Annotated in this window: 11 protein-coding genes; 6 read left to right on the plus strand and 5 right to left on the minus strand. The window is 71.2% G+C overall.

The genetic code is table 11. The features are described from left to right. Positions 1 to 18 precede the first annotated feature (18 nt). The gene (locus TNCT1_RS19905; RefSeq protein ID WP_143633926.1) at positions 19 to 192 is read right to left on the minus strand and encodes a CsbD family protein; all 174 of its coding nucleotides are present in this window, start codon (positions 190 to 192) and stop codon (positions 19 to 21) included. A gap of 246 nt (positions 193 to 438) precedes the next feature. Between TNCT1_RS19905 and TNCT1_RS19910 the strand changes: the two genes are divergently transcribed. Continuing rightward, the gene (locus tag TNCT1_RS19910) at positions 439 to 609 is read left to right on the plus strand and encodes a hydrophobic protein (RefSeq protein WP_070029835.1); all 171 of its coding nucleotides are present in this window, start codon (positions 439 to 441) and stop codon (positions 607 to 609) included. A gap of 293 nt (positions 610 to 902) precedes the next feature. On the opposite strand, the gene TNCT1_RS19915 is transcribed toward TNCT1_RS19910, so the two are convergent. After that, a complete protein-coding gene (locus tag TNCT1_RS19915; RefSeq protein WP_143633927.1) occupies positions 903 to 1,298 on the minus strand; it encodes a hypothetical protein in 396 nt (131 codons plus the stop codon). A 349-nt stretch (positions 1,299 to 1,647) separates the two neighbouring features. Here TNCT1_RS19915 and TNCT1_RS19920 point away from each other — a divergent pair, with 349 nt between their 5' ends. Then, the gene (locus tag TNCT1_RS19920; protein ID WP_373920487.1) at positions 1,648 to 5,034 is read left to right on the plus strand and encodes an RHS repeat-associated core domain-containing protein; all 3,387 of its coding nucleotides are present in this window, start codon (positions 1,648 to 1,650) and stop codon (positions 5,032 to 5,034) included. Positions 5,035 to 5,075: 41 nt separating this feature from the next. Continuing rightward, positions 5,076 to 5,204: a hypothetical protein gene (locus TNCT1_RS36680; RefSeq protein ID WP_268894178.1), complete on the plus strand. Its 129-nt coding sequence runs from the start codon at positions 5,076 to 5,078 to the stop codon at positions 5,202 to 5,204. Positions 5,205 to 5,297: 93 nt separating this feature from the next. Here TNCT1_RS36680 and TNCT1_RS19925 read toward each other — a convergent pair whose 3' ends face one another. After that, positions 5,298 to 6,233 carry a LysR family transcriptional regulator gene (locus TNCT1_RS19925; RefSeq protein ID WP_143633930.1) on the minus strand — a complete coding sequence of 312 codons (936 nt, stop codon included), beginning with the start codon at positions 6,231 to 6,233 and terminating at the stop codon, positions 5,298 to 5,300. 135 nt (positions 6,234 to 6,368) lie between these two features. On the opposite strand from TNCT1_RS19925, the gene TNCT1_RS19930 reads away from it, so the two are divergent. Then, the gene (locus TNCT1_RS19930) at positions 6,369 to 7,616 is read left to right on the plus strand and encodes an MFS transporter (RefSeq protein WP_174266361.1); all 1,248 of its coding nucleotides are present in this window, start codon (positions 6,369 to 6,371) and stop codon (positions 7,614 to 7,616) included. 92 nt (positions 7,617 to 7,708) lie between these two features. Here the strand turns inward: TNCT1_RS19930 and TNCT1_RS19935 are convergent, their stop codons facing one another. Then, the gene (locus TNCT1_RS19935) at positions 7,709 to 8,344 is read right to left on the minus strand and encodes a hypothetical protein (protein ID WP_143633932.1); all 636 of its coding nucleotides are present in this window, start codon (positions 8,342 to 8,344) and stop codon (positions 7,709 to 7,711) included. A gap of 104 nt (positions 8,345 to 8,448) precedes the next feature. Between TNCT1_RS19935 and TNCT1_RS19940 the strand changes: the two genes are divergently transcribed. Together TNCT1_RS19940 and TNCT1_RS19945 are read left to right on the plus strand one after the other, a co-directional pair. After that, positions 8,449 to 10,032 carry an FMN-binding glutamate synthase family protein gene (locus TNCT1_RS19940; RefSeq protein ID WP_143633934.1) on the plus strand — a complete coding sequence of 528 codons (1,584 nt, stop codon included), beginning with the start codon at positions 8,449 to 8,451 and terminating at the stop codon, positions 10,030 to 10,032. Positions 10,033 to 10,046: 14 nt separating this feature from the next. Next, positions 10,047 to 11,810 carry a thiamine pyrophosphate-dependent enzyme gene (locus TNCT1_RS19945; protein ID WP_143633936.1) on the plus strand — a complete coding sequence of 588 codons (1,764 nt, stop codon included), beginning with the start codon at positions 10,047 to 10,049 and terminating at the stop codon, positions 11,808 to 11,810. Between the two features lie 126 nt (positions 11,811 to 11,936). Here the strand turns inward: TNCT1_RS19945 and TNCT1_RS35585 are convergent, their stop codons facing one another. Continuing rightward, positions 11,937 to 12,296, minus strand: a complete 360-nt coding sequence (locus tag TNCT1_RS35585; RefSeq protein ID WP_160160412.1) for an STAS domain-containing protein — start codon at positions 12,294 to 12,296, stop codon at positions 11,937 to 11,939. Positions 12,297 to 12,495: the final 199 nt, after the last annotated feature.

Here is a 12,495-nt window from a genome sequence, read left to right on the forward strand (position 1 = left end):
GCGGGTGTTTCAGGCCGGTCAGGGCCGGCCGGTGTCCTTGACCGACTCCTTGGCCTCGCGGGCGTTGCCCGCGGCCTCGGCCGCGTGCCCCTTGGCGACCAGCTTCTCGTTGCCGGTGGCTCGTCCGACTGCCTGGGCGGCCTTGCCGACGGCCTGCTCGGCCTTGGCCCGTGCCTTCTCACTGGCGGTCATGCCGCTCACCCCTCCTCGGTTCCGGCGTGCGGTTCTGGCTGTGCGCATGGCCCCGAACGGCGCGGGCAAACCTATGGCCAGAGAATCGCGTCGAGTGGTCGTCGATTCGGGTCCACCGAGTGCCGGACGGGGGAGAGGGGAAATGTGCGAGGCGTGCGGATGCCCTGCATCCCGTGAAAATAACTTACGTTTTGTGGGCTTGTAGGGGATGGATAAGGGCATCCGGTGGCCAGGAGGTTGATAACAATGGTTCCCCTGCTTCTGGTTCTTCTGCTGGCTCTGATCCTCTTCGGCGCGGGCTTCGCGCTGAAGGCACTGTGGTGGATCGCGGTGATCGTGCTCGTCGTCTGGCTGCTGGGCTTCGTCGTCCGGTCCGCGGACGGAACGGGGCGCAAGGGTCGCTGGTACCGCTGGTAGACGCGCTTCCTCGGATCGAGGAGCGCTGCTGGCGGCGCGGATGAACGTGGGGCCCGGCCGGGAACGGCCGGGCCCCACGTCGTGCACGGCCCGCACCGCGCGGGGTCTGCGGGGAGGGATCGGGCGTATCGGGCGCCTCAGCGGGTACATGTGCCATGCACCGGCCCCGCAGTGGCAGCAGTGGAACCCTGCGCCTCCTATCCCTGCGGGGCCGGTGCGCCGTCCCGGCGGGGTAAGGCCTGCAGTTGGGACCCCGGGACGGCCCACCGTCACGACGGACGGCGTCGTCTACCTCAAGTAGACCGGCGGGACAGCGCGGCGGCGAGGGCTTCGCAGTGTTCGAGCAGGGCGTAGCCCTCGCAGAGCGCGGTCTCGTGGCCGCCGTACGACTCCAGGTTCAGGACCGCCGCCTCCAGGTGACGGATCTCGCCGGGCAGCATCGGCACCTCGGAGACGCCACGGGCGCGGGCGGCGGAGGCCCGCTGGTGCAGCAGGGACGCCAACTCGGCGCCGCTGGCGTTGTGGATGGTCGCGGCGTCACTGCCGCTGCGCAGGACGAGACAGGCCCGGGCGTGCTCGATCACACGGACCACGGCCCGGTACTCCGGCACGGACAGCTCGAACGCCGGCGGCGGCTCGCCCGCCTGGCCGGAAGCCTTCGTACGTCTTCGTGCGCCGAAGATCGGCATCGCGGATTCCCCCCAAGGCGAAGGTGGACGCCTCGTCGGCTCTGACGGACGCCCGGACGTACCCTTGCCCGATCTTCGTCGGTCCAAGGCTCAACTGTTGTTGTGCGAAAACCTTTCGGCCATCCTTGATCAGCTTCGGGCGCCGCGGTGACCCGTCCAGGGCCTCGCTTCGAGGCCATTCGCCCCTCCGTTTCCCTTTGTTCGCGAAGATGAGGAGGGACTGATTCCTGCCCGCATGGTGATCAGATGTAAGGGCACGGCTCGGCCGCTTGTGCGATTCCCGTGTCAGGTTGTGTGCGCCCGGTGACCAGTGGGGTCGCCGGCCTCAGTCTTCCTGTGGGGGGAAGTCATGCGCACACGTCCCTTCGGCATGCCCGTTCGCGGTGGCCGCAGGAGAACGACCGGCACCATCGGTGCCGCGATCGTCGCATCGGCCGCACTGGCCCTGTCCGTACTGCCCTCGGCCTCCGCCACCGCGGCCGAGGCGAAGCCCAAGTCGGCCTGGGGGAAGGGCAGTCCGCACTTCGCGATGCCGGCGGTGAAGGTCGGTCCGAACCGCCCCGTCAAGTCCGAACCGTCGAAGCACCCGACCGACGCCGCCTACGCCCCGTGGCAGCGCGAGCAGCGCGCCCACGCCAAGGGTGCGGCTTCAGGCGCTCCGAACAAGCAGAAGTCCGCCGGTGCCGCCGCGGGGGCGTCGCTGGCGGTCTTCGTCCCGGAAGGCCAGGGCAGCGTGCCCTGGCACCGCTACACCAGCTTCGCCATCACCGACGCGCTGACGGCGAAGATCGACTACTCCACCGGCAACCTGATGCTGACGGCGACGGACTTCGACATCGCCGGCGTCGGCCAGCGCCTGCGGCTGGCGCGGACGTACAACTCGCTGGACGCCCCCTACGGCCGTGTCTCGCAGCGCTGGTGGCAGCAGTACGAGCGCTATCTGTCGGTGTTCAGCGGTGAGGTGGTCCTCTACGACGCCTCGGGTGCGACGGTGCGCTTCACGAAGAACAGCGACGGCTCCTTCACCACCCCCAAGGGCTACTCCGAGGACCTGAAGAAGAACTCCGACGGCACCTACACGCTGACGAAGTGGAAGTCCGGCTCGAAGGAGACCTACGACGCGGCGGGGACGCTGACGAAGGTCACTGACCGCAACCACGGCACGATCACCGTCACCCAGCACAGCGACGGCGGCTTCAAGCTCAGCGAGACCCGCTCGGGTCGCTGGATCGACGTGACCAAGGTCAACGACACGCTGTGGCAGGCCAAGGACAACACGGGCCGCAGCACCGGATACGGCCTCGACGCCGCCGGCAACATCGACCACACCACGGACGCCGAGGGCGGGACCACCCTGTTCTCGTACGACTCCTCCGACCGGGTCAGCAAGATCAGCACCAGTGAGGGCCGGGTGACGGTCTTCACCTACGACGACGCCGACCGGGTCACCAGCATGCTGCGCGGAACCGGCTTCGACAGCAACGGCCACACCGGGCCCACCTGGACCTACGCCTACAGCGCCACCTCCCCGACGGCGGCCGGCACGACCACGGCCAAGGACCCGGAGCTGCACGCGACGAAGTACCAGCACGACGGCGACGGCCAGGTCACCGACGTCACCGACGCCCTGGGCCACAAGCGGTCGACGAAGTTCGACGCCAACCACAACATCGACACCGCCACCGACGCGATGGGCTCGGGAACCACCCCGGGCAAGGTCACCGACTACGGGTTCAACTCCCGCAACAACCTGGAGTCCGTCACCATGCCCACGGGCGGCAAGACGGTCAACTCCTGGCAGACCATCGCCGGCGGCGACGTTCCGAAGGACTCCACCAACGCCGACGGCGAGAAGACGAGCTTCACCTACGACACGGCCGGCAACACCACCTCGGTCGCCCAGACCGGCACCGGCGGCGGCAACGTCTCCTACGACTACAACCCCGCCACCCCGACCTGCGGCGGCTTCGAGGGCCAGCGCTGCGCGCAGAAGACGAAGATGACGTCGACGAAGACGGTCACCACCGACTTCCACTACGACTCCAAGGGCAACCTGGACTGGGCCAAGGCCCCGGCGCCGCTGGGCAGGACGACCTACACCTACGACTTCCTCGGCCGCACCGAGACCGTCACCGACGCGCGCGGCATCAAGACCGTGTACGTCTACGACAACCTCGACCGCGTCAAGACCGTCTCCTCCACCAACGACACCGTCCGCTACTGGTACGACGGCGACGGCAACCTGGTCCAGCGCTCCGACGGCACGGGCACGGTGAAGTACGAGTTCGACCCGCTGCAGCGCGAGACGGTCCGCCACCTCCAGGACGGCTCCCAGACCCTGATCGCCTATACGGCGGCCGGCAACGTGGACTACTACCAGGACCCGGCCGGCAAAGTCGACTACACCTGGAACGAGGTCAACAAGCTCACCGACCTGAAGGACCCGCAGGGCGCGGTGACCGAGTACGCGTACAACAACAACGACGTCCGCGTCTCCACCACCTACCCCGGCGGTACGGTGCAGAAGGTCGACGTCGACGACTCCAGCCGCCCGAAGGCCATCAAGGTGACCTCCGACCAGGGCACCCTGGTCGACCTCGGCTACACCTACGGCTACGGCACCAATGCCGCCACCGACGGCACCAAGATCCGCACCAGCACGGACGGCGTCAGCGGGCTGAAGCGCACCTACTCCTACGACGGCGCGGGCCGCTTCTCCTACGCCAAGGAGGAGAAGAACGGCACGATCGCCGACTCCTGGCAGTACTGCTACGACCTGGCCGGCAACCTCACCTCCCAGGGCACCGACCAGGGCTGCCCGCGCGGCACCACGTACACCTACAACGACGCCCAGGAGCTCACCGCCAAGTCCAGCACCAGCGGAAGCTGGTCCTACGACGCCATCGGCAACGAGACCGCCGGCGCCTCCACCGACGACTACACCCGCACCGGCGAGAACTGGACCGACTACTCCCAGATGTCGTCGATCACGGTGAACGGCAAGACGTACGGCGGGCAGTACGGCTCCACCGACCAGAGCGAGCGCATCCGCCTCGGTGACACCTACTTCCACAACGGCCCCCTCGGCCTGTCCGCGAAGTCGACGGCCGGTGTGGACATGGGCTTCAACCGCGAACCCGGGGGCACCCTGAACTCCATGACCACCGGGGGCAAGACGTACTACTACCTCACCGACGCCATCGGCTCCGTGATCGGCCTGGTGGACGTCGACGGAAACAAGGTCGACACCTACACCTACAGCCCCCGCGGCGTGCGCATCCTGGCCCAGTCCTCCGAACCGGTCGCCCAGCCGTACCGCTTCGCCGGCAACTACCAGGACCCCACCGGCCTGTACCACCTCCAGGCCCGCTACTACGACGCCAACGTCGGCCGCTTCACCCAGCCCGACCCCTCCGGCCAGGAACAGAACCCCTACCTCTACGCAGAGGGCGACCCCGTCAACCGCATCGACCCGGCCGGCACCCTCAGCCTGAGCGGCGTGATGGACACCGTCGGCAAGGCGGGGGACGCCATCGCCGTCGGGCAGTTCGCCGGCCAGCTGGCCACCGGTGACTACCAGGCGGCCGCCGGAACCGCGCTCAGCTTCACCGCTGACAAGGTGTTCACCGCCGGCTGCACGTACCTGACCGGCGGAGCCGGGGCGATCCCCTGCGCCGTCGGCGGCATGGCGGTCGGTGAGGCCACGGACGCGGCCTACGAAGACGCCACAAGCTGATTCCGCCCCCTACGGTCCCGCACCCCGACGAAGGAGATCTCGTGCGACCTTCCGCTGAAACGTCACTGGCCTACAAGGGACTCGACGGTATTCCTCTCTGGGTCCTGTTCGGGATCGCCATCGTGGCCTTCATCGTCTTCGGAGTCACACAGGCCCGCAAGAAGAAGTAGAGGGTGCGGTGCCGGCGGTGGGCGGAGCCCGGACAGGGCTCCGCCCACCGCCGTTCCTCCGTCGGCGACCGCCGGTCCCGTCCCTCGACGGGGTCAGTGCGGGGCCACCCAGTCCGGCCGCCAGGTCCCGGCGGCGTCGTGCCCGGCCGTCGCGGCGGCCAGGTGCGCGCGGAGGGTGGCCAGCGCCGGGTGCGGGTTGTCGCGGCGCCAGATGAGCGAGTGCGGGTAGACGGGCGCCGGGTCGGTCACCGGAATACGGCGCAGGCCGTGGCCGGCGGGCCAGATGAGGCGGGTGTGCTCACCCATGAAGGTGGCCAGGCCCGGGGTGTCGGCGATGGTGTCCAGCAGGGCGTCGGAGCCGAAGTTGGGTCCGGTCGCCTCGACGGTGAGGCCGAACTCGGCGACGAGGTCGTCGTAGTAGGCGGCCCACTCGGTGCCGGGAGTGAGGCCGGGCATCCAGATCCGGTGCCCGGCGAGCTGGGCGACGCTCACCGAGCGGACGTCCGCCAGCGCGTGGGCGGGACCGGTGAGGAGCTGGAGCGGCTCGTCGACCACGCGGACGGACTCCAGGTCCTCGGGCAGGGGCCGGCCGGGCATGGCGACGGCGCGGAAGGACGCGTCGATCGCACCGGACCGGACGGCGGCGACGGCGGTCTCGATCTCGACCAGCATCAGCACGTCCAGGTCGACCTCGGGGTACGCGCGGTGGAAGCCGCGCATCAGGCCCGACGCCGCGCCGCGTGAGTTGATCACGTCGACGCGCAGGGGACGGCGGCCGGCGCGCACGGACGTGACCGCGCGCTCGGCGACGCGCAGCAGCTCACGCGCGTGCGGCAGGAACGCCCGCCCGTCGATGGTCAGCTCGGCGCCGCGCGGCACGCGGGTGAACAGCCGCACGCCGAGCTCGCGCTCCAGCGCGGCGACCCGCTTGGAGACGGCCTGCTGGGTGATCGACAGATCGGCGGCGGCCTTCTGGAACTGGCCCGCCTCCGCGACGGCGACGAAGGTGCGTACGGCCCCGAGATCCACGGCCGCCAGCCTAGTCCACAACGGATGGTTGTGGCAGGGCGCCGATGCGGTTGTTTGACCTGGCGCGGGGCCTGACGTTTAGCTCCCTCGGGCAACGTCGGTTTGTTCCGGTGGGACCAGAGGGGCGCGCTGAACATGATGGGCAGGAGACGGCTGGGCCGGCCGTTCGGCTGGCTGTGGTCGGCGTACGCGGTGAGCGCGTACGGGTCCGGGCTGGGGTTCGGGGCGCTGCCCCTGATCGCCGTGCTGGTGGTGCACGCCGGCCCCGCGGAGGTGTCCGCGCTGTCCGCCGTGGGACCCGCCGTGGGCGCGCTGATCGCGGTGCCGCTCGCGCCGTGGGTGGAGTTCCGGCGCAAGCGCCCCGTCATGATCGCGATGGACCTGACCAGGTTCGCGGTCATGGCGACGATCCCGCTCGCCTACGCCTTCGGCAGGCTCGGCTTCATCCAGCTGCTCGTGGTGTCGGCCCTGACCGCCGCCGCCAAGATCGCGTTCAACGCGGCGAGCGGGGCCTTCCTGAAGACGCTCGTGCGGCCGGACGACCTGCTCGTGGCCAACGCGCGGTTCGAGTCCACGAACTGGAGCTCCATCGCGGTCGGACCACCCCTCGGCGGAGCCGCCATCGGTCTGTTCGGGCCGGTCACCACCGTGGTGGCCGACGCGGTCAGCTACCTGCTCTCCGCGCTGGGCATCGCCGCGATCCGGGGCCGCGAGGAGGCGGCGCCGCGGCCGGCCGGCGAAGGCCCGGTCCGGGCGGGCGCCGTGCTGGACGGCTGGCGTCACATCATGTGCGATCCCGCACTGCGGGCGCTCTACCTCAACAACATGCTCGTCTCCGGTCTGATCATGGCCACCGAACCGGTCCTGGCCGTGCTCCTGCTGAGCCGGCTGGGATTCCCGCCCTGGCAGTACGGGCTCGCCTTCGCCGCCCCCTGTCTCGGCGGACTCGTCGGTTCGCGGCTGGCCGGCCGTGTCGTGGCCCGCCACGGCCGGCACCGGGTCTTCCGGACCGTCGGCACCCTGCGCGCCGTCTGGCTGATCGGCCTGGTCTTCGTCCGTCCCGGCGTCGTCGGCCTGCTCACCGTGATGGCCGTCGAACTGGCGATCATCGTCAACATGAGCCTCTACACCCCGGTGCTCGCCACCTACCGCCTGGAACGCACACCCAGGCACCTCGTCGCCCGCACCCTGGCGGCCTGGTCGATCGGCCAGCAGGCGTCCATCGCGGTCCTCACCGCGCTGTGCGGGCTGCTCGCCGACGCCACCGGCCCACGCACCGCGCTCGCGGTCGCCGGACTGCTCATCCTGGCCAGCCCGCTGCTGCTTCCCCGCCGAGACCAGACGTCGCGGCCCGAACCGGAACCGTCCCCCAGCACCGCGTGACCCACCGGTGAGCCCGACGAACCAGGCCTTCGGCCGGCTCGCTCACCCGCCCCGTCCGGACGCGGCGCCCCGCGCCCCGGACGGGGACCCGCTCACGGCTGCCGCGGACCGCCGCCCGCCGGCCGGCCGCCCCGTCCGCGCTCGGCGCGCCGCAGCGCGCGCCGCAGCTTTCCCGGCAGGGTGGCGGCCAACTCGCCCACCGGGGCGACGTCGTGGCAGGTGCCGTCCCGGCCGCCACGGCACCACCACACCGTCGGGCCGGCGGCGTCCGTCCCGTCCCAGTCCCAGTCGCCGCCGGTCCCCGCGGGACGCGGGTGCACGCCGGTCCTGTGCTCCTGGCAGACCGGCCACACCTGCCAGAGCAGCTCCATGACGGTCGACTGCGCCGCGTCCGCGACCACGGCCAGGACCGTCTCGGCGTCGTCCGGCTCCGGCGGATCGCCCTCCTCCAGGTCGACGGCGTTCACCGGGTTGCCGTGCCAACGGCCGTCGGGCATCGCCACGTAGACCTGACCCCGGTCGACCCCGCCCGGGGGCGCGGGCCGTGAAGGCGGGTCGACCATCAGGATCAGCGCGTCCTGGCCCGGCAGGGTCGCCACCAGGTCGCGGTTGACCACGGCGAGCGCGGCCTCCAGCTTCGGCCACCGGCCGGGCTCGGCCGGACGGGGCTCCTGAGGCCGCCGCCCGTCCCGGCCGGGACCGTCGCCCGCGTACGAGAAGTAGTTCACCCGGACATCGTCCCAGCCGCGCCCACACGGCGGCACGACGGTGCTTGGGAGGTTCTTGACGCGGCCGCAGGACTGAAGCGCGATCACACGGCAACGAGCAGGTGGTGACACGCATAGCAATCGTCGCCCTGACCCTCGTCGCGGGTGTGCTCGCCTCCCTGGCATCGGTCTGGCTCTCGCCCTGGTGGCTGCTCGCCGCCGTGCCGTCGGTCCTGCTGGGGCTGCTGGGCGCCTGGGACCTGGTGCAGCGCCGGCACTCGGTGCTGCGCAACTACCCGGTCCTCGGCCATGCCCGCTTCCTCATGGAGCGCATACGCCCGGAGCTGCAGCAGTACTTCATCGAGCGGAACTACGACGGCCGCCCCTTCGACCGGGACGTGCGCAGCATCGTCTACGAGCGCGCCAAGGGCACGGACGCGGAGGAGCCGTTCGGCACCGAACGGGACGTGTACGAGCCCGGTTACGAGTTCCTGGTGCCGTCGATGGCGCCGTGCCCGGTGCCCGAGTCGCCGCCGCGGGTACGGATCGGCGGCCCGGACTGCGCCCGCCCGTACGACATGGCCCTGCTGAACGTCTCGGCGATGAGTTTCGGCTCCCTGTCCGCCAACGCGGTCCTGGCTCTCAACGGCGGTGCCGCGGCAGGGGGCTTCGCCCACGACACCGGCGAGGGCGGGCTGTCGGAGTACCACCTGCGGCCGGGGGGCGACCTCGTGTGGGAGATCGGCACCGGGTACTTCGGCTGCCGTACCCGCGACGGCGACTTCGACCCGGCCGAGTTCGCCGACAAGGCCGCGCACGACCACGTCAAGTGCGTGTCCCTGAAGCTCTCGCAGGGCGCCAAGCCCGGCATCGGCGGTGTGCTGCCGGGGGCCAAGGTGAACAGCGAGATCGCCCGGGTCCGGGACGTGCCCGAGGGGCGCACGGTCGTCTCCCCGCCGTACCACCGGGTGTTCTCCACCCCGCGTGAACTCGTCCGGTTCATCGCCCGCATGCGCGAGCTGTCCGGCGGCAAGCCCGCGGGGTTCAAGCTCTGCGTGGGCTCGCGCCGGCAGTTCCTGGCCGTGTGCAAGGCCATGCTGGAGGAGGGCACGGCGCCCGACTTCATCGTGGTGGACGGCGCCGAGGGCGGGACCGGGGCCGCGCCGCTGGAGTTCGCCGACCACGTGGGCACCCCGCTCACCGAAGGCCTGCTCACCGTGCACAACGCCCTCGTCGGCGCCGGCCTGCGCGACCGGATCAGGATCGGGGCGAGCGGCAAGATCGCCACCGGTACCGACCTCGTCAAGCGCATGGTGCAGGGCGCCGACTACGGCAACGCGGCGCGGGCCATGATGTTCGCCGTCGGCTGCATCCAGGCGCAGCGGTGCCACACCAACACCTGCCCCACCGGCGTCACCACCCAGGACCCCCGCCGGGCCCGCGCCCTCGACGTGCGGGACAAGGCGCCGCGCGTCCAGCGCTTCCAGGAGGCGACCGTGGCCGGCGCGCTGCAGATCATGGCGTCCATGGGGGTCACCGACCCCGCGGAGCTGCGCCCGCACATGCTCCGCCGACGCATCGACCCCATCACCGAACGCTCCTACGAGGAGCTCTACGAGTGGCTCGAGCCAGGGCAGTTGCTCGCCGGGCCGCCGGCTTCCTGGGCGGCCGACTGGAAGGCCGCCGACCCCGACCGTTTCACCGTGTGACCTGGAGGACCCACGTGCCCCGTACCGTTGCCCAAGTCATCGTGGACGCGCTGAGCGAACTCGGCGTGCGCCAGGTGTTCGGCGTCGTCGGAGACGCGCTCAACCCCCTCACGGACGCCATCCGGACCACCGACGGCCTGGAATGGGTGGGCTGCCGGCACGAGGAGGCGGCCGCCTTCGCCGCGAGCGCCCAGTCGCAGCTCACCGACACCCTCGGCGTGTGCATGGGCACCGTCGGACCCGGCTCCGTGCATCTCCTCAACGGACTGTACGACGCGGCCAAGAGCCACACCCCGGTCCTGGCCATCGCCGGTCAGGTGCCGCTCGCCGAACTCGGCAGCGACTACTTCCAGGAGGTCGACAACGACGCCCTCTTCAGCGACGTCGCCGTCTTCCGCGCCACCGTCACCTCGCCCGACCAGCTTCCGCAGATGCTGGAGACGGCGGTGCGCCACGCGCTGGGCCGCAAGGGCGTCGCCGTCCTCACCGTGCCGGGCGACCTGGGCGAGCGCGAACTGACCGCCGACCGGCCGGCCCGGTTCTCCCTGAACGCTCCGGTGAGCCGCCCGGAGGAGTCAGCCGTCCGCCGTGCCGCGGAACTCCTCGACCGCTCCGAGCGCGTCACCCTCCTCGTCGGCCGGGGAGCCCGGGCCGCCCGCCAGGACGTGCTCACCCTCGCCGACCGGCTGGCCGCGCCCATGGTGCTCACCCTGAAGGCCAAGGCCGGCTTCGAGGGCGACGCCAACCCCTACCAGGTCGGTCAGACGGGCCTGATCGGCAATCCCGCCGCGGCGCAGGCCCTGCAGGACGCGGACACGCTGCTGATGCTCGGCACGGACTTCCCCTACCGGGACTGGTATCCCGAGGGCCGGACCGTGATCCAGGTCGACACCGAGGCGACCCACATCGGACGTCGCGTACCGGTCGAGGTCGGCCTGGTGGGGGACACCGGCGCCACCGTGCGCGACCTCCTGGCCCACCTGACCGCCACGCCCGCCGGGTCCGGCGGCGCGCGCGACCGCTCGCACCTGGACAAGGCGCGGGAACGCTTCGACAAGTGGCGCACCGGTCAGGCCCGGCTGGCCGACCCCGCGCACGACAAGGGCGTCGTGGGCCGCATCCGCTCCGCGCTGGACAACCGGGCGCACGACATCCGCCCGGAGGCCCTGGCCGCGGCCGTCGACCGGGCGGCGGCGGACGACGCCGTCTTCACCTCCGACACGGGCATGGCCACGGTGTGGCTCTCCCGCTTCGTCGAGATGCGCGGCGAGCGGCGCCTGATCGGCTCGTACAACCTGGGCTCGATGGCCAACGCCATGCCCCAGGCCCTGGGCGCCCAGTGCCTGGACCGCGAGCGGCAGGTCGTCGCCTTCTGCGGCGACGGCGGACTGAGCATGCTCCTCGGCGACCTCATGACCCTGAAGACGTACCGGCTCCCCGTCAAGCTCGTCGTCTTCGACAACCGCCGGCTGGGCATGGTGAAGCTCGAACAGGAGCAGGCCGGGCTGCCCGAGTTCGGCACGGTGCTGGACAACCCCGACTTCGCCGCCGTGGCCGAGGCCATGGGCATCACCGGCATCCGCGTGACGGACCCCGCGGACGTGGAGGGCGCCGTGCGACGCGCCTTCGACGATCCGGGCCCGGTGCTGCTCGACGTCCTCACCAACCCCGACGAGATCGCCGTCCCGGCCAAGCCGACCGTCGAGCAGGGCTGGGGCTTCGCGCTGGCCAAGGTCAAGGAGGTCGTGCGCAGTCACGGAGAGCCGGACGGGAACTGAGGTCACGGAGAGCCGGACGGCAACCGACCGGATCCGGCTCGGGCCTTACTCGCCGACCGACGGGTAAGGCCCGGGCACCCGCCCGCCCGGCGGGTGCGGAACGGGCGGACGATCACCTGGTGGACGTCAGCGCAACGCGTCCACGGCCACCTGCACACTGGGATGCAAGGTGATCACCTGGTCGAGTCCGGCCACGCGGAAGAGCTGGACCATCGCCGGGCTGAGCGCCGCGACCGAGAAGGAGGAGCCCGCCGCCTCGGCCTGACTGTAGGCCGTGACGAACGCCGTCATCCCGGTGGAGTCGCAGTAGTCCAGCGCCGACAGGTCGGCGACGACGCCCACGCCCGTGCCGCGCAGCGCCTCCTCGACGGCCTGGCGGAAACCAGGACCCGTGTAGTGGTCCAGCTCACCGGCCAGGCGTATGACCACCGCCCCCGTGGGGGAGGGGTCGATGCTGATGGCGAGAGCGCCCTCTGTGTCGTTCACCAGGTCTCCTGTGCGGCGGGTCGGCCTCGGCGGGGCGGCAGGATCGCGTCCGGCGGTCGTGTCCCACGAGGAGCACCACGCCCGCTCCCGCGCCCTTTGTCGCCATGCGTTCCCCGCGCGGGTTTCCCCACCGGCCTGGATTATCCTATGAGCCCCCGGCCGACCGCCCGGGATTGCGCGACCTGCCTTCCTGGATCGT

Source organism: Streptomyces sp. 1-11 (assembly GCF_007176755.1).
In the GTDB taxonomy this organism is placed as follows: domain Bacteria; phylum Actinomycetota; class Actinomycetes; order Streptomycetales; family Streptomycetaceae; genus Streptomyces.

Coding starts and splice junctions, on each gene's coding strand:
- TNCT1_RS19905 (WP_143633926.1), bottom strand. CDS start 192: ATGACCGCCAGTGAGAAGGCACGGGCCAAGGCCGAGCAGGCCGTCGGC.
- TNCT1_RS19910 (WP_070029835.1), top strand. CDS start 439: ATGGTTCCCCTGCTTCTGGTTCTTCTGCTGGCTCTGATCCTCTTCGGC.
- TNCT1_RS19930 (WP_174266361.1), top strand. CDS start 6,369: ATGATGGGCAGGAGACGGCTGGGCCGGCCGTTCGGCTGGCTGTGGTCG.
- TNCT1_RS19915 (WP_143633927.1), bottom strand. CDS start 1,298: ATGCCGATCTTCGGCGCACGAAGACGTACGAAGGCTTCCGGCCAGGCG.
- TNCT1_RS19920 (WP_373920487.1), top strand. CDS start 1,648: ATGCGCACACGTCCCTTCGGCATGCCCGTTCGCGGTGGCCGCAGGAGA.